At 42.8% G+C, this 23,066-nt stretch carries 19 protein-coding genes and 4 tRNA genes; 14 read left to right on the forward strand and 9 right to left on the reverse strand.

Translation table 11 applies throughout. From position 1 onward, the window contains the following. The first annotated feature begins 99 nt into the window (after nucleotides 1–99). From ccoG to BKH46_RS03390, 3 genes are all read left to right on the forward strand, one after another. On the forward strand, nucleotides 100–1,503 hold the full coding sequence (gene ccoG / locus BKH46_RS03380; protein ID WP_095225432.1) for a cytochrome c oxidase accessory protein CcoG: 1,404 nt from the start codon (nucleotides 100–102) through the stop codon (nucleotides 1,501–1,503). Nucleotides 1,504–1,796: 293 nt separating this feature from the next. Beyond that, complete coding sequence (locus BKH46_RS03385; protein ID WP_095225433.1) at nucleotides 1,797–6,806, forward strand: vacuolating cyotoxin family protein; 5,010 nt, start codon at nucleotides 1,797–1,799, stop codon at nucleotides 6,804–6,806. 79 nt (nucleotides 6,807–6,885) lie between these two features. Further along, complete coding sequence (locus BKH46_RS03390; protein ID WP_095225434.1) at nucleotides 6,886–8,202, forward strand: MFS transporter; 1,317 nt, start codon at nucleotides 6,886–6,888, stop codon at nucleotides 8,200–8,202. A gap of 96 nt (nucleotides 8,203–8,298) precedes the next feature. On the opposite strand, the gene nusB is transcribed toward BKH46_RS03390, so the two are convergent. From nusB to BKH46_RS03410, 4 genes are read right to left on the reverse strand one after another with little or no spacing between them, the layout of a single operon-like run. Next, nucleotides 8,299–8,745, reverse strand: coding sequence for a transcription antitermination factor NusB (gene nusB / locus BKH46_RS03395; RefSeq protein ID WP_095225435.1), 447 nt, complete (start codon nucleotides 8,743–8,745; stop codon nucleotides 8,299–8,301). A 1-nt stretch (nucleotide 8,746) separates the two neighbouring features. After that, nucleotides 8,747–9,214: a 6,7-dimethyl-8-ribityllumazine synthase gene (gene ribH / locus BKH46_RS03400; RefSeq protein ID WP_095225436.1), complete on the reverse strand. Its 468-nt coding sequence runs from the start codon at nucleotides 9,212–9,214 to the stop codon at nucleotides 8,747–8,749. Further along, entirely contained in the window at nucleotides 9,211–10,017 is an 807-nt protein-coding gene (gene kdsA / locus BKH46_RS03405; RefSeq protein WP_095225437.1) for a 3-deoxy-8-phosphooctulonate synthase, read from the reverse strand. The genes ribH and kdsA overlap by 4 nt, the downstream gene beginning before the upstream one ends. Then, nucleotides 10,014–10,664 (reverse strand): carbonic anhydrase, encoded by a 651-nt coding sequence (locus tag BKH46_RS03410; protein ID WP_095225438.1) that lies wholly within the window; start codon nucleotides 10,662–10,664, stop codon nucleotides 10,014–10,016. The genes kdsA and BKH46_RS03410 overlap by 4 nt, the downstream gene beginning before the upstream one ends. A gap of 121 nt (nucleotides 10,665–10,785) precedes the next feature. Between BKH46_RS03410 and BKH46_RS03415 the strand changes: the two genes are divergently transcribed. From BKH46_RS03415 to BKH46_RS03460, 10 genes are all read left to right on the forward strand, one after another. Beyond that, a complete protein-coding gene (locus tag BKH46_RS03415; RefSeq protein WP_253248287.1) occupies nucleotides 10,786–11,451 on the forward strand; it encodes a DedA family protein in 666 nt (221 codons plus the stop codon). Next, the gene (gene pyrF, locus BKH46_RS03420) at nucleotides 11,452–12,165 is read left to right on the forward strand and encodes an orotidine-5'-phosphate decarboxylase (RefSeq protein WP_095225439.1); all 714 of its coding nucleotides are present in this window, start codon (nucleotides 11,452–11,454) and stop codon (nucleotides 12,163–12,165) included. It abuts the gene before it with no gap. Beyond that, a complete protein-coding gene (panC, locus tag BKH46_RS03425) occupies nucleotides 12,146–12,982 on the forward strand; it encodes a pantoate--beta-alanine ligase (RefSeq protein WP_095225440.1) in 837 nt (278 codons plus the stop codon). The genes pyrF and panC overlap by 20 nt, the downstream gene beginning before the upstream one ends. Before the next feature lie 4 nt (nucleotides 12,983–12,986). Continuing rightward, nucleotides 12,987–14,222 (forward strand): Opr family porin, encoded by a 1,236-nt coding sequence (locus BKH46_RS03430; protein WP_095225441.1) that lies wholly within the window; start codon nucleotides 12,987–12,989, stop codon nucleotides 14,220–14,222. Nucleotides 14,223–14,294: 72 nt separating this feature from the next. Beyond that, nucleotides 14,295–16,463 (forward strand): ferrous iron transport protein B, encoded by a 2,169-nt coding sequence (feoB, locus tag BKH46_RS03435; protein ID WP_095225442.1) that lies wholly within the window; start codon nucleotides 14,295–14,297, stop codon nucleotides 16,461–16,463. 113 nt (nucleotides 16,464–16,576) lie between these two features. After that, nucleotides 16,577–16,654, forward strand: a tRNA-Pro gene (locus tag BKH46_RS03440). Nucleotides 16,655–16,673: 19 nt separating this feature from the next. Continuing rightward, nucleotides 16,674–16,750, forward strand: a tRNA-His gene (locus tag BKH46_RS03445). 28 nt (nucleotides 16,751–16,778) lie between these two features. Next, nucleotides 16,779–16,855, forward strand: a tRNA-Arg gene (locus tag BKH46_RS03450). Nucleotides 16,856–16,872: 17 nt separating this feature from the next. Continuing rightward, nucleotides 16,873–16,949 (forward strand) — tRNA-Arg (locus BKH46_RS03455). A gap of 173 nt (nucleotides 16,950–17,122) precedes the next feature. Beyond that, a complete protein-coding gene (locus BKH46_RS03460) occupies nucleotides 17,123–17,416 on the forward strand; it encodes a hypothetical protein (protein ID WP_095225443.1) in 294 nt (97 codons plus the stop codon). Nucleotides 17,417–17,432: 16 nt separating this feature from the next. Here BKH46_RS03460 and BKH46_RS03465 read toward each other — a convergent pair whose 3' ends face one another. The 5 genes from BKH46_RS03465 to BKH46_RS03485 are packed head-to-tail and all read right to left on the reverse strand — an operon-like array spanning nucleotide 17,433 to nucleotide 21,983. Beyond that, nucleotides 17,433–18,851 (reverse strand): MATE family efflux transporter, encoded by a 1,419-nt coding sequence (locus tag BKH46_RS03465; RefSeq protein ID WP_253248288.1) that lies wholly within the window; start codon nucleotides 18,849–18,851, stop codon nucleotides 17,433–17,435. A 30-nt stretch (nucleotides 18,852–18,881) separates the two neighbouring features. Then, nucleotides 18,882–20,198 (reverse strand): Na+/H+ antiporter NhaC family protein, encoded by a 1,317-nt coding sequence (locus BKH46_RS03470; RefSeq protein ID WP_095225444.1) that lies wholly within the window; start codon nucleotides 20,196–20,198, stop codon nucleotides 18,882–18,884. A gap of 60 nt (nucleotides 20,199–20,258) precedes the next feature. After that, nucleotides 20,259–21,128: a carbon-nitrogen hydrolase gene (locus BKH46_RS03475; RefSeq protein WP_095225539.1), complete on the reverse strand. Its 870-nt coding sequence runs from the start codon at nucleotides 21,126–21,128 to the stop codon at nucleotides 20,259–20,261. Nucleotides 21,129–21,141: 13 nt separating this feature from the next. Then, the gene (locus BKH46_RS03480) at nucleotides 21,142–21,324 is read right to left on the reverse strand and encodes a hypothetical protein (RefSeq protein WP_095225445.1); all 183 of its coding nucleotides are present in this window, start codon (nucleotides 21,322–21,324) and stop codon (nucleotides 21,142–21,144) included. Beyond that, complete coding sequence (locus tag BKH46_RS03485) at nucleotides 21,318–21,983, reverse strand: ThiF family adenylyltransferase (protein ID WP_095225446.1); 666 nt, start codon at nucleotides 21,981–21,983, stop codon at nucleotides 21,318–21,320. The genes BKH46_RS03480 and BKH46_RS03485 overlap by 7 nt, the downstream gene beginning before the upstream one ends. Before the next feature lie 73 nt (nucleotides 21,984–22,056). Between BKH46_RS03485 and BKH46_RS03490 the strand changes: the two genes are divergently transcribed. Further along, nucleotides 22,057–23,064, forward strand: a complete 1,008-nt coding sequence (locus tag BKH46_RS03490) for an ABC transporter substrate-binding protein (RefSeq protein ID WP_095225447.1) — start codon at nucleotides 22,057–22,059, stop codon at nucleotides 23,062–23,064. Nucleotides 23,065–23,066: the final 2 nt, after the last annotated feature.

Genomic DNA, 23,066 nt, shown 5'->3' on the forward strand with positions numbered 1-23,066 from the left:
AAATAATTTTCATTTTAAGATAAAAGTTATACAATGATTACGAAACAAACCGATCACATAACTCACAACAACACCAAACACGCAATGAAAGGATAACCTATGGATCCACTCAAAAATGGTATTTTTTATCGCAAAAAACGTTATGTCATTTATGCACTCATCACACTCATTGCCATCGGTCTGCCCTTTATCAAAATCAATGGCAACCATATATTCTTGCTCTCATTTGACCATATGGAACTCCATCTAGTTGGAATTGTTTTCAATGTTCAAGAGCTATATTTAATGCCCTTTTTGCTCATTATTTTATTTGTAGGGATATTTTTTATGACCACAATCGGAGGGCGCATATGGTGTGGTTGGGGCTGTCCGCAGACAATTTTTCGTGTGATCCATCGAGATCTCATCGAAACTATGATCCTCAAACTCCGCAGAAAAATCTCCAACAAGCAGCAAAAGCCCGATTTTAGCATATGGAGCAATGATGTCAAAAAACTGATTGGTATTTTGCTCTTTAGTGTCATCGCTTTTATGGCTTCAGCTGTGTTTTTGTTTTATTTTGTTCCTCCTGAAGATTTCTTCTCTTATCTAGCTTCGCCCTTAGACCATATGGTCTTGCTAGGCTTTTGGCTCATCATTGCACTTGTGCTGATTTTTGATATTGTCGTGCTAGCAGAGAATTTCTGTATTTATATGTGCCCTTATGCGCGGGTGCAGTCTGTGCTCTATGATGATGATACGATCATGGCGATTTATGATGAGGGGCGAGGAGGGGCTGTGTATGCCCCACAAGGAGAGAAAATCCCCCTCCCACCTCAAAAGCGAGATACACAAGCTGAATGTATCAACTGCGAAAAATGCGTCCGTGTCTGCCCCACGCATATCGATATCCGCAAAGGCATGCAGCTTGAATGTATCAACTGCTTAGAGTGCGTCGATGCCTGCACAACCGTGATGGGCAATCTCGGCAAGCCCTCTTTGATTAGCTGGAGCTCCCCTAATGCCATCAAGACAAAAAACAAAGTCCGTTATTTTAGGTTCAAAACAATCGGCTATATCGTCGTGCTAGCCCTTGTCTTTGCCCTGCTTTTAATCATCGGGGGCAAGAAAGAGCAAATGCTCTTAAACATCGCGCGCACCACAGAACTCTATGAAATCAGAGGTATGCACGCAGTGGATAATGACTATGTGTTTTTGTTCCAAAACACAGACAAAGCAAACCATCGCTATGGCTTCCTCATCAAGGACAATCCCAACATAGAAATCATCAGACCCAAAAGTGATATCCCTTTGAGTGCGGGGAATAAAATCAAAGAAGTTGTGATATTGCGTGCTAAAAAGCCCTTGGGGGATAATGCAGACAAAGATGTGACGATTCCAATCACAATTGAGGCCTTTGCTACAGATGAGCCCGACAAAATTCGTATCCAAAGAAAAACCGTTTTTGTCTATCCGCGCCAAGATGTTCTCAATCGCTATCAAAATACCCACCAGTCCCAATAACACAATCACAGGGCAAGCAAGAGAAAGACAAAGAAAGACAAAGAAAAGGCAAAAACAAGAGGCGTGTGAGGTGTGTGATGGAGACAAGAGCGAGGGAGCAACGGGCTCTCAAAGATGAGAGCAAAGGGGCTATAAAGAGCGAGGGCAACGATTAAGGAGAGGGGGTAAGCCCCCAGTTGCTTGGGTTGATGGGATACAATCTTTCATTTGGGATTTTATGATATATTAGGCAATTATGTTATAATTTTAGTTGCATAAACAACAAACACCATAAAAGGGCAAAAGAAGCAGTGATGGCAAGGAATCTATCAAGGATCAAAACATACTTTTTGTTTTCTGCAATTCTTGCTACGACAATTATGCCCATTGATATCAATGCGAGTGATATCACTAGCGATGTATATAACTTAAGCAATAAATCAAATACATCTTCGGGTGACTTTTATGTCAAAAATACACAGACTTGGTATGGTGGTGGTTGGACGGGAAAAACCTCTTTTACGCAAAGCTACAACAATGGAACACTCATCTTTGGCAACAATAGTCAATCTGCAAGCAATGGTGTTGTGCGTTTTGGGAGTCTTGGGTATACTGGCTATATCATAGCAAATTTCAATGCCAAAGATATCTATATCACAGGCACACTCGAATCAGGAAATGCTTGGAAAACAGGGGGTGGGGCGGCTTTCAATTTCAAAGCCACAAATAATATCACGCTTGATGGGGCAACCATACGAATGATCAATGCTGGGGCTCAAAACTCATCGGCTCGCTTTGAAGCCACTCAAAAAATCTCGTTTAAAAACACCACTCTCATCAATGACAACTCAGGTAGCAGCAACTTTTCTATCTCAGGGGATCAGATCACTTTCACTCAAGTCAATGTCAGCTTGAATCAAGGCGGCTCACTCACACTAGAAAGCAAACAAAAATCCTCCGTTGATATTGCAAAATTTAGCGCCAACACAGGGAGTATCACAGCAAAAAATATCGACCTCAAAGTCACTGATACCACCTCTAACATTTATGTAGGGAATTTAGGCACTTTCAGTGTGAGCGCAAGTTCTTTTAATTTTGGGGGGACAATAGAGCTTAGAGGTATCTTGACTGCAGGGGGTAATTCGACCCTTAATGTTTCTGGAGTCACAGGACAAACCACTATCCACGACCTCAAAATGACAACTGCAAGTGTCTATGGGGGTAATTTCAATATCACCACGCTCACAGCCCATAAAGGGGCTTCGCGCTCGGTGTTTTATAGCAATATCGGCAAAAGCACGATCGATACTCTCTATGTCGCTGATAATGGCACAAGCAATGCCGATAATAGTATTTTAGAGTTCAGAGGAGGGGGGGATTCCTTGAGTGTCAAAACGCTCAAGACCGATAAATGGGCGATTTTAGACGCTTCTAAAATCAATCAACTTACCATCACCACCCTAGAATCCAACTACTCCACCATCAAAGCTAAAAGCCTTGCCCTCAATAACGGCACTTTCAGCTCAGGAGCGACCTATCTCTACGCAGATAATACCACCTCAAGTGGCACGATCTCTTTGGATAATCAAGCTGAGCTTTGGCTCAAAAGTGGTCAGACTTTCCACGCTGCTACCTTGGATATGAAAAATGGCTCTAAACTCTATGCTGCAAGCGATCACGGGGGTATGAGTGGAACGACAACTATCGACCATATCAACTTCGATAACTCCCAAATCTATGCCAATAACCTCATCACAAAAGACATCACAATCAAAAACAACGCCAATGTGTTTTTAAGCAAAGGGAGCACATACACCAACCAGGGCGATCTCAATATCGCTGATGGGAGTTATCTGCAAATCCATAATGGCGACTTTACCAACCAAGGCCAGCTCAATATCACCCTAGGGGCTGACCCAAGCAAAAACGCCCAAACTCTTATCAATGTGCTTGATGGGTCTTTTACTTTTGATATGACTAAAATTTCAAGTGGCAAGACAGATACCTATAAAGACGCTAATGGTATCCCACTCGTTTTTACCAAAGGAAGCACTGCAGACAACCCCATAAACCCATATTATGCGACCTTTGAAGCTACTTCTAAAGACGCTAATGGCAAGACTATCACCCTTGAGAGAAGCCAAATCGATCTATCAAAAATCCAGCACGATGACAAAGGGCATTACTACATCACTCAAACCAATAACGGGCAAAGCACAAACTATTACCTCCAGTTTATCAATGCTAAGGGAGAAAAAATCGCCACTGATGACACAGGGCATTTCAGCAAGACTAAAGCAGAAACTGAGGGCTACACCAAACTCACAGGCGATATCAAAATCCCAAAAGCCACCATCAATGTCAAGCTCGACCTAGCGGGCTTGAGCGTGGGGAATACTTATAATCTCCTCACAACAAAAAATGGTATTTTATTCAAAGATGGCACAACCTCTTATAATTCAACACAAGAGCAATACGCAACTTATAAAGCCGAGCTCAATCAAAGAATGTTTTTTACCTCTACAGATGGGAGCGCTATCGGGGTCGATTATTGGATCAGTGATGACAATAAAAGCATTGGATTCAAATACAACACAGGCAAGCACTACACAGACGCAGCGCCCTTTATCAAGCCAGGGACTTGGGTCTTTGGTATCGGTAGTGGCGCAGCAGCCTTTGGCTCGATGGGCGGGATACCCGGGGCGAGTGGTCTTGCTAAAAGCTATACTCTCAAACTCCAAGCCCAAAAATACCACAACGCTATCAGCAATCAAGATGAAAACATTGTCTATTATCTCAAAAACCTTGATTACAACAACTACGGCACGACCACAGCTGTCTTTACTATCGACGCAAAGGGCAGCGACTTTGCTTTAGGCAAAGACCAAGATATCGGCGGGAGCAGTGGGGTGATTAATATCGGGCCTTACAACGCTAAATCCACAATGGTGCTCCAAGCAGATAATATCTACCTAGGGGGCACAATCAATCTGGGCGATGGAGCGCTTATCAGCGGGCATTTGGACTTACAGGCCAAAACGACTGATGGCACATTAGGCAAGATTGTAGGCGATGATAAAAACGCGACTATCTATGTCAAAAACCACTCTAGCCTAAAAGCCATCGGCTCAAGCTTTGATTACAAAGGCACGATCCATCTCTATGCCAACAGCTCTGTAAGCGATGAAGTCGGATTGGATTTGAGCGGTGTTACAGGAAAAATCACTATCGGTGCGATGAGTGCGTGGGCTGCCAGACCCAATGGTGTAGATAAAAACGCTGGTATCAAGATGAAAGATTTCGATATCGGCACGCTCACTATCGGCAAAGGCAATGGCTTTTCTATCAACAACTATTACTCTGAATTCACCACAAACATTGGGACCTCTACCATCGGCACGCTCACGCTAGCCCAAGGGACAAGTGGCACAGACCAATCGGGGCTAAAATTCAGTGGTGGAGGGACTAGCCTCACGATTGATACGCTCAATGTCGGGTCTTGGAGCTTCTTGGATGCGAGCAAAATCAATGATGTATATATCGGTAAAACTCTCAATCTCCCCTACTCCCCGCAAATCACCTTTGATGGAGGGGTTCATGGCGTGATGTTTAATAACCTCACGCTCAACGAGGGCTCTGTAATGCACTATGGCGGGCAGACTGACTTGACAATCAAGGGCAATTTCACCAACAAATATGGCTTGATGGATATCACACCCAATGGCAGTGCCATACAAACTATCAATATCACAGGCAATGCTTCATTTTACTTCAACGACAACAAAACATCAGACACAGGGATTGCCACCCCGCTCATTAAAATCAGCGATGTCAAAGGCCTCAAACTCAATCAAAAATACACCCTTTTCAAAGCAGGAGGGACAATCACTTATTACTATAAAAATAAAGAAGGCAATGAAATTGTATCGAGTGATAAAACCAAAGCCGAGGGGCTTTATAATGAAATGGCCGATCGGATCGCCCTAATCAACAGCGATGGCTCTGCGGCTAAAGGCGTAGAAAAAGTTGTCAATGACAAAGAAATTGCCTTTACTATCAATGAATCTGATGCCACAAACCCCTATGACCCCAATGATATCCGTTATTGGTTTTACAAAAGAGGGGGGCAAAACTGGCTCCAAGACATTGAAAACACAGGCAATAGCGTGATGGATTGGCTCCAAGTGCTGATGATAGACAAACACAATGGTCTATGGGCAAAAGATCGGGTGCTTAGCAATAATTTGGATTATTTTATCCGTATTGGCAAGCAGCTTGATAGCACGATGGGGCAGCTCTCCTCAGTCAATCGCAAAAACAACTCCACAGCAGCGACTAGGCTTGCTACAGATGTCAGTCGCACCAATCGCCTTGTCAAGCTCTCTAACACGAGGGCAAATACACCAAGCTTTGCAGATATGCTCCGAGGTTTAGAAAACAAGCGCTTTGCTGATACAAGCTCGCCAACAGCAATGCTCTATAAATATGCCAACAGAAATACATACAAAAACAATATTTGGGCTACAGCCATTGGGACTGCGAGCTTTGTGCAAGGGGGGAACAGCACGCTTTATGGTATCAACGCAGGCTATGATCGACTCATTGGTAATGTCATTATCGGGGGCTATGTAGCTTATGCACAAGGGCAATACACAGGAGATATTATCCGCAACCACTCTTATAATGTCAATGCAGGGCTCTATTCTAGAGCTTATCTCGATAATGCAGAATTTGACCTATCTGTAAGCCAAACGACGGGATTCAACAAAGAAGCTATCAGCTCACAAGATCTGATTTTAAATAATATCAACCAAAGCTACAGCTACTACACCTATACGACCAATCTCAATGTCAATTATGGCTATCTCTTTGCTATCAACAACAAATCCATTATCCTCAAACCCCAAATCGGACTGAGCTACTACTATATCGCTGCTACTAAGATACTCGGTCAAGTAGCCAACCCCCAAAATAGGGATTTAGCCATAGAGGCTGACCCCGATCAAAAGCAAAATGTCACCCTCAATCTCGCCATCGAAACGCGCCAATATTTCAACAATCTATCGTATTGGTATTTCATCGCTGGAGTCAATAAAGACATATTCCTCACCTCCAAAGGCGATCAAGAAGTCCGATTCATAGGCAACAACACCTTGAGCTATAAAAAAGGCGATCAACTCAATACATACGCTTCTTTGATGGCAGGAGGAGAGATGGGTATGTCTAAAAGACTCTATGTCAATCTAGGCTTAGGGGCTAAAGCAGGGATTGTCTATAAAGACATCAATATCAGTGGCAATATCGGAATGCGCTATGTGTTCTGACCCATTAAGCACACCAAATCTCTCACCAATCTTTTGATGGTTTTGCAAACAAATTTATATCAATTTTCAAAGGCAACAAATGGATTCTAGCACCAAATGCCCTGATGCACCAACATCTCAAATATCCCACACGCGCACACCTAAAACATTACGCAAGCAAGATATCAAGACCCTAGCGCTCTCTTCGCTTGGAGGGACATTAGAATTTTATGATTTTATTATTTTTATCTTTTTTGCCTCTGTGATTGCGCATTTATTTTTCCCTGCCTCACTCGATCCATTTTGGAGCACCCTCAATACCTATGGCACATTTGCAGCAGGCTATTTTGCACGGCCTTTAGGCGGGGTGATCATGGCGCATTTTGGGGATAGAAATGGCCGCAAAAATATGTTCATGCTCTCGATTTTGCTGATGGTGATCCCGACTTTTGTTGTGGGGATCTTGCCTACTTATGAAAGCATTGGCTATCTAGCACCCATCATCTTGCTCTTAGTGCGTATCTTGCAAGGGATTGCCATCGGTGGGGAGCTGCCTGGGGCGTGGGTCTTTATCAGCGAGCATGTTCCCAAAAAACATCTAGGCTTTGCCATTGGGATACTCACAGGCTGCGTGGTCGGAGGGATTTTGCTAGGGTCTATTGTCGCATTTTTTATCAATCTTTTCTTCACACCCGCACAAATCACTGCCTTTGCTTGGCGGGGGCCTTTCATCTTAGGGGGCGTGTTTGGTGTGATTTCAATTTTTTTGAGATCTTATCTCAAAGAAACGCCCATTTTCAAGGAAATGAAAGCCTCTAATGCCTTAGTCAAACTCCCCATCAAACAAGTATTTTACAAAAACAAAACAGCTATTTTTATCTCTGCTATCCTCACTTGGATACTCACAGGCTGCATTATCGTGCTGCTCCTCTTGATACCAAACTTCATGACCCAAACTCTCCAAGTCCCCCAAACTCATATTATCCTCGCTCAAATGTTTGCAATCTTTGCTGTCGCAATCGGTTGTGTGCTTTCAGGGACTTTGAGCGATCTTTTGGGGCTTAGGAAAATGCTTTTTATCTTTTCGGTGGGATTTAGTATCTCTTGTGTTGTCTATCTCTATCTCTTGAGCCATCAAGGGAGCGTGGTAGCTGTTTTTAGCTGGTATATTATCGCAGGACTTTTTGCGGGCGTGATGAATTTCACACCACTTGTGATGGTTTCAATCTTCCCTCCTAATGTGCGTTTTAGTGGTATCTCTTTTTCCTATAACCTCGCTTATGCAGTCTTTGGGGGATTAGCGCCGATTTTTGTCGTGAGCCTATTTGCGCATGCACCAATGTGGGTGGGATATTATCTAGGATTTTTGGGCGTGCTGGGGATATTGGTGAGCTTACTTTGGCACAAAAGAGCATAGCCTCTAATTTTATAGCCCCATGCAGAGCCTTTTATATTCTTCTATAAAGTTTTCTATAACCCCTAATCTTCATAGCCCTATTTGTGACCTCTAATTTTAGCCTTGGAGAGAGTTTTTAGAGAATTTAGAATAGCTATTTGGGATTTTAGGGATTTTTGAGAGTGCGTCTAAAACTCCATTGATAAATTTAGGTGCATTATCCCCGCCATATGCTTTGCCAAGCTCTACAGCTTCATTGATAATCACAGGGGCGTCTGTAGCTGTGTATAAGATCTCATACGCACCCAAACGCAAAATTGCCCTTTCCATACCCCCCAATCGCTCAAAATCCCAGTCTTTTAAATGCTCCTTGAGGGCATCATCAAGTGCTTTGAGATGATCCAATACCCCATCAAAAAGCCCCAATGCAAACTCTTGCTGCTTGTTTTTGATCTTTTTTTCTTCTAAGATACTTTTAGCAAAGCTCTTGATTTCTGTATTGCCACTATCATAGGCATACAACAGCCCTATGATAGCCTCTCTGGCCTGTGTCCTTGTTGCCATATCAGACTAGCTTTTTATAGAGATTGATGAGCTCAATGAGTGTATTCATCGCTTCAAAGCCCTTGTTCCCTGCCTTGCTCCCTGCCCTCTCAATAGCTTGTTCGATACTATCTGTAGTCAAAACACCAAAGCTTACAGGCGTGGTATATTTGAGCGTGGTATTTGCAATCCCCTTGGTCGCTTCAGCGCTGACATAATCAAAATGTGGTGTCCCTCCGCGGATAATAGCCCCCAAAGTGCACACACCATTATAACGCCCCAAAGCCAAAGCCCGATCGAGCGCAAAAGGCAGTTCATAAGCCCCCGGCACTAAAATCAAATCCAACTTTTTCTCATCGCCATTATGGCGCAAAAAGCTGTCCTTAGCCCCCTCTATGAGTCGATCGGTAATGATGTGATTGAATCGAGAGGCAATGATTGCGATTTTTTCATCACCTCCGAGTGCGATTTTGCCTTCTATGGTATTCATTTCAAAACTCCTTGTATTGCTAAAATTTGATCAATCAGCCCTGCGAGCTTGTCTGTAGGCACCATATTAGGTCCATCACTGAGGGCGTTTTTAGGATCGGGGTGCGTTTCCATAAAAAACCCATCGACTCCAACAGCTGCTGCCCCCCGCGCTAAATAGGGGACAAAAGAACTATCCCCGCTGCTCTTGCCCCCACCACCTCCGGGCATTTGCACGCTATGGGTCGCATCAAAAATCACGGGGGCAAATGCGCGCATGATTACCAAGCTACGCATATCCACAACAAGATTCCCATAACCAAAGCTAGCCCCCCTCTCACAGAGCCAAACACCATATTTTTCTGCTTGCTCATAGCTTGCCTGTGTCCCTCCCCTTGTCTTGATGGCTTTAAGCACAGAATACTGCATATCAGCAGGGTTCATGAACTGCCCCTTTTTGATATTGACAATCTTATCTGTCTTTGCCACAGCAACGATGAGATCTGTCTGTCGGCACAAAAACGCTGGAATCTGGATAATATCAGCCACTTTGGCTATCGTGTCTGCTTGGAAGCTCTCGTGGATATCGGTGATGATTTTATAGCCAAACTCTTTTTTGATAGCCCCAAGCATTTCCATCCCCTCTTCTAGGCCTGGCCCTCGATAGCTCTCAAGGCTTGTGCGATTGGCCTTATCAAAGCTTGCTTTGAAATAAAAGTCAATCGCAGGGTGGGCGTGGAGAGCTTTGAGTTTTGTAGCTATCATATGCAAATTTTCATAACTTTCTATCACACAAGGGCCGCTCAAAAGTATAGTCTTTTTCATTGTTTTTTCTCTTTATTGATGGGTTTGAATTCACGAGTGATCATATTATAGTTAAGTATCTCACCTGTTTCGATAATATAATACCAACCATAAATATGCAACTCACCACGATCAAATGACTCCTCGACAAAAGGATAAGTCATCAGATTTTCAAGCTGGTGTTCGATATTGATCTGTTCTGTAAGCCAAATCTGCCTAGACTTACTCGATGGTTTTAAGGCTGCGACCTTTTTTTTCACAGGGTCTAAAAGCTCAATCCATTTTTTGACATAAGGTGCATTTTCTAGCTGCTCGCTGGGCTCATAGATAGCACTGCACGCACCACAATTGCTATGCCCGCAGATGATGATATTTTTGATTTTTAAGATATTGAGTGCATATTCGATAGAAGCTGTAGTCGCCAAATAGCCCGCACGCATCATATTTGGATTTTCTCTGTATGGGGGGATAATATTACCCATATTTCTGACAACAAACAAATCCCCTGGCAAGGTATTGGTGATAAGATTAGGCACAACCCGAGAATCCACACAAGTGATAAAAAGCGTATGGGGTGCTTGATAGGCTTGCAAGCTCTCATAAAGCTCTTTGTATTTCATAAAATCATCTTCTTGGAATTTCAGCGCACCCTCAAATAACTCTCTCAAAACTTGCACCTTTTGTCTAAATGTATAAAAAGTCTTGAATTATACCAAAGTAATAGCATATAATACCAAACTTGTAACTGCACCCTCTGTGCCTAAAATCTTTTAGTCTAAAAGGATAAGCTTGTCAGAAATCATCACTTTTATTATCGATGGTGTGGGAAGTCTGGGATATTTTGGGATTTTTATTATGATGTTTTTGGAGTCAAGCTTTTTCCCTTTCCCCTCTGAGGTGGTGATGATACCTGCTGGCTACTTGGCATATCAAGGGCAAATGAATATCTATATCGCTATTTTGTTTGGGATTTTAGGGAGTCTTTGCGGGGCTTTGTTTAATTATTATATCGCTTGGAAATTTGGCAGAGGTATCATTTTGACCTATGGCAAATATTTTCTTTTCACCGAAAAATCAATGCTAAAAATGGAAAATTACTTCAAAAAACACGGCGAAATCAGCACCTTTTTAGGCAGGCTTATCCCTGGTGTGCGTCAATATATCTCCTTGCCTGCTGGGCTAGCAAAAATGGGATTGGTAAAATTCTGCTTTTATAGTGCGCTAGGGGCTGGGATTTGGGTGGGGATTTTAAGTATCTTTGGTTATTATATCGGCGTGTGGTTGGGGACAGATATCAGCACTCAAAATATCATCGAAACTTTTACAGCTAAATCCCTAAACAACGATGAGAAAAGTATCAAGACCTCTTTGCATTTGATTGTCTTTTCTACATTGATTGTTGTAGTCATAATAGCCTTAGCTTATATTTTATACCAAAAAAGAAAGAGGAAATAAATGCAGCTTTGCATTGCTTTAGACCTAGAGAGTCAGTCAAAAAATCTATCTTTACTCCAAGAAGTGAAAGACTTTGATGTGTGGATAAAAATCGGTCTTAGGTCTTATATCCGCGATGGTGTGGGGCTTTTAGAAAAGGCTAAAAAGCTCAACCCTGATTTTAAAATATTCTTAGATCTCAAACTCTATGATATTCCCAACACAATGGCTGATGCAGCCTTTGAATGTGCACAAGTAGGTGCTGATATGCTCACCTTGCATACAAGCAGTGGGAAAATAGCTATGCAGAGTGTGATGGAACGATTAGACAAACTCGCACAACGCCCCCTTGTGATGGGCGTGAGTGCATTGACAAGTTTTGAAAACGTTAGCTTTGAGCCCATTTACAATGCCCCCCTAGACACACACGCCCCTTTTTTAGCAAGATTGGGCTATGAAAGTGGTATCGATGGGGCTGTATGCTCTGTGTATGAAAGTCTTGCAATCAAAGCCAGCACAAACCCAACTTTCCTCACACTCACACCAGCCATACGCCCCTTTGAGCCTAGCAGTGATGACCAAAAGCGCGTGAGCGATCTTATGGGGGCAAAACAGGCTTTAGCTGATTTTATCGTTATTGGCAGACCTATCTATCACGCCCCACAACCTGCTGTGCTTGTCGCAAAAATCCTCCAAACAATTCAGGAAATGGAAAATGAAAACCCAACTCATTGACACAATCCAAGCACTCCACGACTATAAAACCACTCTCAAGCCAGAAGATAGTATCGGGCTTGTGCCGACTATGGGGGCTTTGCATGCAGGGCATTTGAGCTTGATACAAAAGTCCAAAGCCCAAAATACCCATACCATTGTTTCTATTTTTGTCAATCCTACGCAGTTTGGCCCCAAAGAAGATTTCAATCAATACCCCAGAGATTTGCAAAAAGACCTCTTTCTTTGTAGCACAAATGGTGTCGATGCAGTCTTTGCTCCCACGATCGCACAAATGTATCCCCATAGCGATACAATCACGCTCGCCCCACCCAAAAACTTAGGCTATGTATTTGAGGGCTTTATCCGTGAGGGGCATTTCAGTGGTGTGCTCACGATTGTCTTAAAACTCCTCCATCTCATCGCCCCCAATCGGGCATATTTTGGTCAAAAAGACGCACAACAGCTATTATTGATCCAAAGACTCTCTCATGACCTATTCTTGCCTGTCCAAATTATCCCCTGCCCCACCCAAAGGGACACAGACGGACTGGCTTTGAGCTCTCGGAATATCTACTTAAGCCCCCAAGAAAGGCAAATAGCCCTAAAAATCCCTGCCACACTAGAAGCCATCAAACAAAAAATCCAAGAAGGGCAAACACAAAGCGCAGCTCTTTTAGCCATAGGCAAGCAAATGCTCCAGGGGCTAGATATTGAGTATTTTGCTATCTGTGACCACCATCTAAGCCCTTTAGATACAATCCAAAAAGATGGCACGATTGTCTTAGTCGCAGCAAAAGTCGGCAAGACCCGATTGATCGATAATCTATGGATATAAAACAATGCAAGCAACTCAAAAAATATTTTTGAAAACCACCCTTTGGCTCATAGTTTCTCTTGGAGGGCTTTATGGCTATGATAGTATCGATGAAGCCTTGAAAAATGGAGTTTCTAAGGGCGATGTGATTTTTTATGGGGATTATCAAGGTCTGCACCAAGGCAGTGCGATGAGTGTAGGGAAAAATCTCGCTACCTATAGCTACATAGGGAACACAAGCTATCTTTTAGGGAGCGTGGGGCTGGGCTATACTTCTGGTTTTTATAAAAATATCCGCGCTGCTATTGGCTTTAGGGCAGCTATGCCTTTTTGGAACGCACATAAAAATCTGATTTTACCCGTGCAAGCTGGTATCAGGGACATAGGCAAAGGCGATGGGGCTAAGGATTTTTTCAACCACAATCAAGCCGCGCTCGCTGAATCATTTTTTGAATATTTTGATGGAGATACCAACATCAAAGCAGGGCGATTTGTGATCCCCAATGAATGGATCAATACAATGAGCGATGGTGTCTGGATACGCAACCGATCGATTGAAAACTTAATGCTTGAGGGCTTTTGGGTCAATGACTACGGACGCATAGCCTATTATCAAATGACTGGATTTGAAAAAATCAACCCCCACTCAGATTTTGGACTTTTAAACCTCGCACTCAAATATTACATCACCCCCACACTCACCATCAAAGCCTACACTTTTTTCACACCTAAGGTATTTACAGCACTTGGGGCTAGGGTCTATGGACGTTTTGATATTTCAAAGTTTTTTATCGGTGGAGATGTCGGCTATGCCTATAGTATCGAGGGAGCAGAGCGTTATAGCGGCTTTTTGCATAATGGAGCAGCACTCGATGCAAAGGTATTTTTTGGAATGAAATTTTTTGAACTCGCTGCAGGCTATATCCACACAAGCAAAGCTTCTGGGTGGGGAAATTTAGACATTATGGGCGATAACATTGATCCGTTTTTTGTCTGGGGAGGTAAGGCTATTAAAACCCAGAGAAATGGCAACCTCATCTATGCAACCATCAGTGCAAATGTCGAACGATTCAAATTTTCCCTCACTTATGGCAGCACTTCTTATAACATCGCCTCACGACAAAATGAAGTCAATTTTTCTACAGAAATTGGCTTCACGCACAATGTCTTTGGTGTATTCAATCTCCTCAACACACACAAAAGCACCGACAATATCCCCACCACCACACAAATCAATGGCGGTATCAGATTGTCTTTTTAAAACCTTATAATAATAATTAATCTTAGTTAGTTATAATCTTTATCCAATAAACCCAACATTTAAGATAAACAAATGCAAACAATTACCGTAGCACTCGTTGGACAGCCTAATGTAGGAAAAAGCTCCTTGATAAATAGCATCTCTGGGGCACATCTCAAAGTGGGAAATTTCACAGGCGTAACCGTTGAAAAAGCCGAAGCCTCGTTGTATTATGATGGCTTTAAAATCACGATTATCGACTTACCTGGCACCTATTCACTCAACAATTTCACCATCGAAGAAAAAGTCACCAAAGATTTTTTAGAAAATGGATCTTATGACATCATCTTAAATGTCCTTGATGCGACAAATCTTGAACGCAATCTCGCCTTGAGCGCACAAGTCCTAGAGCTCAACAAAAAAACCTTAGTCGCGCTCAATATGTGGGACGAAGCCCAAAAAGAACATATCAACATCGATGCAAAGCTCCTTTCAGAAATACTCGGTGTGGTGTGTATCCCCACTTCAGCAAACAAACACTTAAACATCGAACTCTTGCTCCAAACCATCATCAAAATCTATCAAAACAAATTCTCCCCCCCTAAGAGAATCTATGCAGATTTTATCGAAACACAAATCCAAGCACTAGAGCAGTTTTTGACACAAAAAGCATACCCTGAAGTCACAAACTTCCTCACGCACTCTCAAAGCAAAGAACCCCTCTCGCTCAGGCAAGTAGCCATCATGCTCCTCTCCCAGCAAACCTCTGTATATACCTATCTCCACGACAAGGCTTGCTACCCTGAGCTTTCTCCTGTCATACGCACTGCTATCAATGAGCTTTATAAAGCCTCTGGAGAGCAAAACACGCAAAATATTTTTGCCTCTGATGCCCTCGCTTTTAGCAAAGGAGCTACCCACGAAGTCTTATCTTTACCCAAAAAATCCCAACTCTACTCGCAAAAAATCGATAATATTTTGCTCGATAAATTCTTTGGTCTGCCAATTTTTTTGCTGTTTATGTTTATTATTTTTTATCTGAGCTTTATCATCGGCGGGACACTGCAGACTTATGCTGAAGATGGGATTGAGTGGCTGGGTGCGTGGGTCAAGCTAAGCATACCCAACGCAGATTTTGCCTCTTTGATAGGTGATGGGGTCATCGGAGGAGTGGGGGCTGTGATTTCATTTTTGCCTTTGATTGTGATTTTGTATTTTGGTATCTCGCTCCTAGAAGCCACAGGCTATATGTCACGTGTAGCGTTTTTGCTTGATGGGATTTTCCATAAATTTGGCTTGCACGGCAAGAGTTTTATCCCACTTGTTACGGGCTTTGGCTGTAGTGTGCCTGCTTATATGGCCACACGCACCTTGCAGAATAAAAACGAACGTCTGATCACTTTATTCATCATTGGTTTCATGAGCTGTAGCGCAAGGCTGCCAATTTATGTGCTTTTTATTGGGGCATTTTTTCCTGACAAATACGCAGGGATCGTGCTTTTTGCTATCTATATGCTTGGGGCTTTGGTCGCACTTTTGATGGCTAAGCTCCTCAAGCTCAGTGTTTTCAAGGGCAAAAATGAACCTTTTGTGATGGAAATGCCAAAATACCGACTCCCTAGCTGGCGTATTGTCTGGTTTAGTATCTATACTAAATCTTTGATGTATCTCAAAAAAGCAGGGACTTTTATCTTAGTGGGCTCTATGGTCGTGTGGTTTGCCTCCCAATACCCTAAAAATCATAGCTTAGAAGCCCAATATCAAGACAAAATCACAGCGCTCAAAGCCACCCCCCTCCCTAAAGACCAAAAAGATGAAAATATCCTTGAGCTTGAAAATGAACTCGAAGAGCTTTTAATGCAGCAAAGCTATGCAGGGCGCATAGGGATATTTTTACAGCCGATTTTTTCACCGATGAATTTTGACTGGCGCTTATCCATCTCATTAGTCACAGGTTTTGCAGCTAAAGAAGTGGTCGTATCCACTCTGGGCGTCCTCTATGCCTTAGGCGATACTCAAGATGAGAGTTCTGAGAGCTTTAGAGATGTATTACACAAAAATATTGGTATCCCCTCAGCGATTGCCTTCATTATTTTTATTATGTTTTATATCCCTTGTTTTGCTGCTACAATCACCTTTGGCAGGGAAGCAGGGGGTGCGAGATTTGTCTTGTATCTCTTTGTATTCACCACAGCTGTGGCTTATATTTTTTCTTTACTGGGCTTTTGGGCGACAAAATATGTAATGCTCTGGCTTGCTTGAAATATCAGACTTCAAGCAATCTAGCAAGCCCGTTTTACTTAGGCTTTGAGAGGTTTATGCGTGTCTTGACAAAAACAACGCACTTTGAGTATAATAATGCCTTGCAAATTTGTCGGGGCGTAGCGCAGTCTGGTTAGCGCACTTGGTTTGGGACCAAGGGGTCGAAGGTTCGAATCCTTTCGCCCCGACCATTTTGGCTTGATTCTTATGGTGGGTGTAGCTCAGTTGGTTAGAGCATCAGGTTGTGGCTCTGAGGGTCGTGGGTTCGAGCCCCATCTCCCACCCCATATTTACTTTTTATTCCATACATTTTTTGCGTTCGTAGCTCAATTGGATAGAGCACCAGACTTCGGATCTGGGGGTTAGGGGTTCGACTCCCTTCGGGCGTACCACCCCTTTTAGTGATATTGCGCTCGTAGCTCAGTTGGATAGAGCAACAGCCTTCTAAGCCGTAGGTCGCAGGTTCGAATCCTGCCGGGCGCACCACTTTTGTTTTTCTATCTTTTATCTATCTTTGACCTCTGCTTTTTGATAGATTTTTTCAATCGCTAGTATGCCCCCCTTGAGTTTAAAATAGAGCGTTTGCGTTTGGTTCAAATGGATTGGTTTAAAAATTTTAGAGAAAATGCAAATTTTAAATCCTAGCTAAAGGCTTTTGTATGAAAAAAATCTTATTTGGAGCTATGGGCGCACTGACCCTAGCACTGCAAGTCAATGGAGCGAGCAAAACCACACAAACGCCCAAATCCCCCACTTTCCCTGCGTATATAGATAGCTGTATCGATGGGTATGTGTATCGCGTATTTATCGATAGCCACAATCAGATCATTCCCACATCTATCCATCAAGTGATGATAAAAAGCGTGCTGCACGAAAAAATCCTACCCAAACAATGCACCCAAGGGGCAAAATCCGACAATCAAGCAAGACATCAAGAGTTTGATAGCAAATAACTCCAAACAAAGCCCATCAAACTAGTCTTCTAGGCTGCTTCCAAGCACCCCTTTGGAACACCAGCCAAAAAATCCCTGCACGGATATAAGTTTCTAAAAAAATCATCAGAAAAATCCACGCCACACCAAACCCAAAATGTATCAGCAGCCACATAGGCAAGATACGAAAAGTCCAGATACTCCCTGCGTTGATCCATAAAGAAATTTTAGTGATACCTGCTCCTCTGAGTGCGCCATCAAGCACAAAAATCACAATCAAAGGGACTTGAGAAAACCCCACGGCCAAAAGATAGAGCCTAGAAATATGCAAGACCTCTGACTCTGTGGTGAAAATAGAAGAAAAATCGTGTGCAAAAATCGCCATCAAAATACCCAAAACACCCATCAAGATTGAAGCGATTTTGAGAATAGTGGCAATAAAATCACTGGCTAAATCGATACGATTTGCCCCCAAAGACTGCCCCATCAAAGCCATTGCTGCGACCATAAACCCAAAGCCAGGCATGAACGAAAATGCCTCAATGCGACTGCCAATCTGCGCACCTGCTAGGACACTATCGCCATATTCAGAGAGGAATTTGGTCGTAAGAACTAGGGAAAATAAAGTCAAAAGCCGCTCAAGCCCTGCTGGGATACCAATCCTTAGGGCATTAGCAAAAAATCGGTAGCAAAATCGCAATTCAAAATGCAAATATGCCTTAGGCAAAAACATCAAAGCAAGCAAAATCGCAAGCTCCAAATAAGCAATCCCAACATTAGCATAAGCTGCACCGATAATCTCAAGCCTCGGGAAACCAAAAGCGCCAAAAATCAGTATGTAGTTCAAGAGGACACAAAAACTTGTGGTAAAAATGCGTATCATGAAAGGCGTGAGTGTATCGCCAATAGCTGCGAGGGCTGAGATGACAATATTTTTTAAAAACATCGCAGGGAGAGAATAAATCATGATTTGCAGATAAGTATCAGCAAGCTCTCTAGCATTAGCACTGAGCGTGATCCAATCCAAAAAATAACGATAACTATAAAACCCTAGCCCCAATATGGGGATACAAGCAAGGAAAGCACCGCAGGTAAGAGTCGAAAACACAAGAATAGCATTGTCCCTGTCCTTTGCACCAAAAAATCGCGAGATTTGGGCGTTGGTGCCGATATAAAGGATAGCATTAAAGGTATAAAAAAGCATAAAAAAATTTAAAGACACGCCAACTGCTACGATATGGGCATCAGAGAGCTTACCCATAAAAAACATAGAAATAGCAATAACAAAAATATCCAAAAAGGAATTAGCCCCTGAGGGGAGCGCGATTGTAAAGATTTTTTTGAGTTTCTGGGCTAAAGGGGGCATATCAGTATGGGGCATGTGTTGATTGGGTATGGGGGCTTGTGATGGGGTTTGGAGCATTGCAATCAATCTTTTGAGTGTTTTTAGTATCATACACTATTTTGGCTAAATAAGCCCATACCCTCAGCCCAAAAGCATTGCACCCACAACACCAAAGACAAACAAAGGGATATTATAAGCAATAAAAGTAGGGACACAAGTATCCCAGATATGGTTATGCTGTCCATCGGCATTGAGCCCTGCAGTAGGTCCCATCGTGCTCGAAGATGCCGGTGAGCCCGCATCACCGAGTGCGCCTGCAATACCGAGCAATAAAATTGTCGCACTCTTATCAAAGCCCAATGCCACACACAAGGGGCAATAAAAGGCCGCAATCACAGGGATAGTCCCAAATGAAGTGCCGATACCAAGCGTGATGAGAAGACCGATGACTAACATCAAGATCGCCCCACCAAGCTTGCCCCCCACTGAGGCAGCTGTGATTTCTACTAGCTCTTGGATCGCCCCTGATTCTTTGAGCACTTCACCAAACCCAGCAGCAATGAGCATGACAAAGGCAATGAAAGCCATCATTTTCATGCCCTCATCAATCACCATATCCATTTCACCCCATTTGATGACCTTGCCTGCTAACATCACAACAAGCCCCACAAAAGCCCCAAGAGGGAGCGAGCCTGTGATAATCTGCACACCAAAGGCACAAAAAGCACCCAAAAGCATAAAATAATCACTCACACCCAACTTAAGATTTTCTAGCTTATGCTCTTGGCTAGCTAGTATTGTATCCCGATAGACTCTGGGCTTAGCATAAAGTATCAAAATCGCAATCACAAGCCCAACAAACATACTCACGCCCCCAATCCACATCACCGAAGCAATATCTGAAAGATTAACCATAATGCCATTTTGGATCATTTGATCACGCAAGATCGTATGGAATATCAGACCAAATCCCACAGGGATACACACATAAGGGGCTTCTAAACCAAAAGTCAAAGCACAAGCAATCGCGCGACGATCGATTTTCAAACGATTCAAAAGACCTAGGAGTGGTGGGATTAAAATCGGTATAAAAGCAATATGCACAGGGATAAGGTTTTGAGAAAAACAAGCGATAAAAGCGATAAAAAAGCACAGAAAAATTGCTCTGCCATCGATGAGCTTAGCCATTTTAAAAATCAAGATTTTAGTCAGATTCCCCCGTGAAATCGCCACAGCCAAAGCCCCTAAAAGTATATAACTCAAGGCAGTTTCTAAATTGCCCCTCATGCCTGCAATCATCACTGACATCGTTTCCATCACTCCAAGTCCTGAAACAAGCCCAGCGACCAAAGAGGCTGCGATGATAGAAAGTAAGACATTGAAACGGAGCAAGCACAACAAGCACATCACAAACACAGCAATCACAACAGGATTGAATACAACCAAACTCACGCCCATCACGCATTTCTCTCCATAGCTAAGACACTCTTACCACTGATTTGCCCCACTCTTGCCCCATTAATCGCAAAATCTCTTCAAAATATCTCCATAAGCATCAATGCGCCTATCCCGCAAAAAAGGCCATATGCGTCGGAGTTCTTCAGATCTTTGGAGATCAAGATCAGCTAGGAGTATCTCATCTGCTTGTGTGCTTGCTTGGGCTAAAAGCTCTCCTTGTGGGCCAAAGATAAAACTAGAACCCCAAAACTCAATCCCCAAAGCAGTGGCAGGAGAGCACTCAAAGCCTGTGCGATTGATGGTGATTACAGGGAGGGAATTTGCGATACTATGGCCTCTTTGGATAGCGATCCAAGCCTCTCTTTGGCGGGCTTGTTCAAGCGATGGATCTTCTTGAGAAAAGCCAATAGCAGTGGGATAAATAAGCATATCAGCACCTTTAAGCGCCATAATCCTAGCGGCCTCGGGATACCACTGATCCCAGCATATCAGCACACCTAGCTTGCCTATGCTTGTAGCAATGGGCTCAAAGCCCAAATCACCGGGTGTGAAATAAAATTTCTCATAAAACCCTGGATCATCAGGGATATGCATCTTGCGATATTTGCCTGCGATAGAGCCATCTTTTTCAAAGACAACAGCAGTGTTGTGATAAAGCCCTGTTGCACGTTTTTCAAACAACGAACTCACCAAAACAACTTCAAATTCTTTAGCAATTTGTGCAAAAAATGCCTGGTCGCTTCCATAAGTATCGCCATAATCAAAACAACCCACATCTTCAGTCTGACAAAAATACTCCCGCGTATGCAGTTCTTGGAGTGCGATCAGTTGTGCGCCTTGCTCTTTGGCTTGAGCAATCATCGTGCGTGTATGGGCGATAGTCTGTGCGTGGGTATGTTTGAAACTATGCTGGATTGCAGCGACTTTGATATGTTTTCTCAATTCAATCACCCTCATATTCATCATCAGAGCTTTGATAATCATCATCATCATAGCCACTATAAAAACCACTCCCCCCATCACTATCTAAGTCTTCATCTGACCCCTCATCAAAATCAGGCTCTTCTGTATAATCCACATCTTCTTCATCATCTCCATACATTTTGTAAACATAGGGATCTAACATTGCGTTCTCCTCTTCAAAATATCACAAATCACCTCAGATCCCATCTGCAATCCAAAGCTCCCTGTAACAGCACTGAAGCTCCCTAATGGTTTGCATTTGGGGTTTTCGGGACTAAATATTACCTTAAAATCACCACAAAAGCCCTCTTTTTTTAGCAATTCTCTGAATTTTCTAGCGAATTTATCCCCATAACTTTTCCAAATAGAATCCACCTTGATTTCTAAAGGATTGAGCTTTTTAGCACTGCCTGTAGAGCTGATATAACGCCCATAAGGTATCGATGCACACAGCTTGGCTAAGGCGACTTTAGCAGGAATATCATCAATGGCATCAATGATATAATCATATTTTTGATACATAAAATTCTCTAAAAATTCCCCATCAACACGCACATCAATAGGCTCTATGCCCGGATATATGCGTGCTAGGGCTTTTACTTTGCTCTCGCCAATATGCTCAGAACCTATTTGCCTATTTTGGTTGGTGATATCAAAAGTATCTTTATCAACGATACTAATATGCCCAATCCCCACACGATAAAGACAATCAAGTGCAAAGCCCCCCACACCTCCTACGCCAAAAATAATGACCTTTTTGTCCCTAAAGCGCTCAAAATCCTCACCAAACAAAAATCTCGTGCGCGTGAATCGATCCTCCATTTGTTTCCCTTAAAATTTTGTTATTATTTTATCATAGGTTGTAAGACTCTTGAAGGGTCAGAAAGGATTGATAATGAGAAAAGTATTTTTTATAGGATTTTTGGTATTTTCTAGCCTTTTATGGGCACAAACAACACAAAGCAACGCCGCAGCAGCCAATGATTCCTTGCCCATAACCATCAAGGATTATTTTGGCCCACAGACTTTCACAAAGCCCATCAATCGGGTGATCTATCTGGGGAGCTATGCAGAAGTGCCTGCAATGCTAGGGATCTGGGATAAGGTCGTAGGAATGGCAGATTATGGATTCAAGAGCGATATTGTCAAAGCGACAGCGACAAATCTCTCCCAAATACAAAAATTGAGTGATGACCATTATGCAGCCTTGAATATCGAAGCCCTCAAAAAGCTCTCCCCTGACCTCATCATCACCTATGTAGGCAACCCCCAAAGTATCGAATTTGCCAAAAAATTTGGTATCAAATTTTTATCTTTCCAAGACAGAAGTGTGCGGGGGGTCATCAAAGATATTAGCTTGCAAGCACAAGTCTTTCAAAAGCAAGCCCAAGCAGCGCCCAAAATCGCTAAAATGGAAGAAATTTTGACATTGATTGCAGACAGAACAAAACATATCTCCTCTAAAAAACGAGTGATTGAAATCTTCCATAAGCCCAACCAAGTCAGTGGCAAAGAAAGCCTAGATTCTGATATTATGGCTCTAGCAGATGTGGATAATCTGGGATTGAAGCTTGTAGATCACGGACGGAGTGAAGTCAGCTTAGAAAGAATCATCTCTGCAAATCCTGAAATCATCTTTATCTGGTGGCTGAGCCCTTATACCCCTAAAGATTTGCTAGAAAATCCACAATTCTCCACAATCACAGCTATCAAAAACAGGCAAGTCTATAAGCTCCCTCCTATCGATATTGGCGGGCCTAGAACCCCACTCATATCGCTATTTATCGCCACAAAGGCTTATCCTGAAGCGTTCAAAGATATTGACATCAATGGAGTTTTACTCAATTATTATCAAAGTATCTTTGGTCTGACAAAAGCACAAATCCAACCCTTTCTATGGTGAGC

It is taken from the genome of Helicobacter sp. 12S02634-8, from assembly GCF_002272865.1.
Classification (GTDB): Bacteria; Campylobacterota; Campylobacteria; order Campylobacterales; family Helicobacteraceae; genus Helicobacter_J.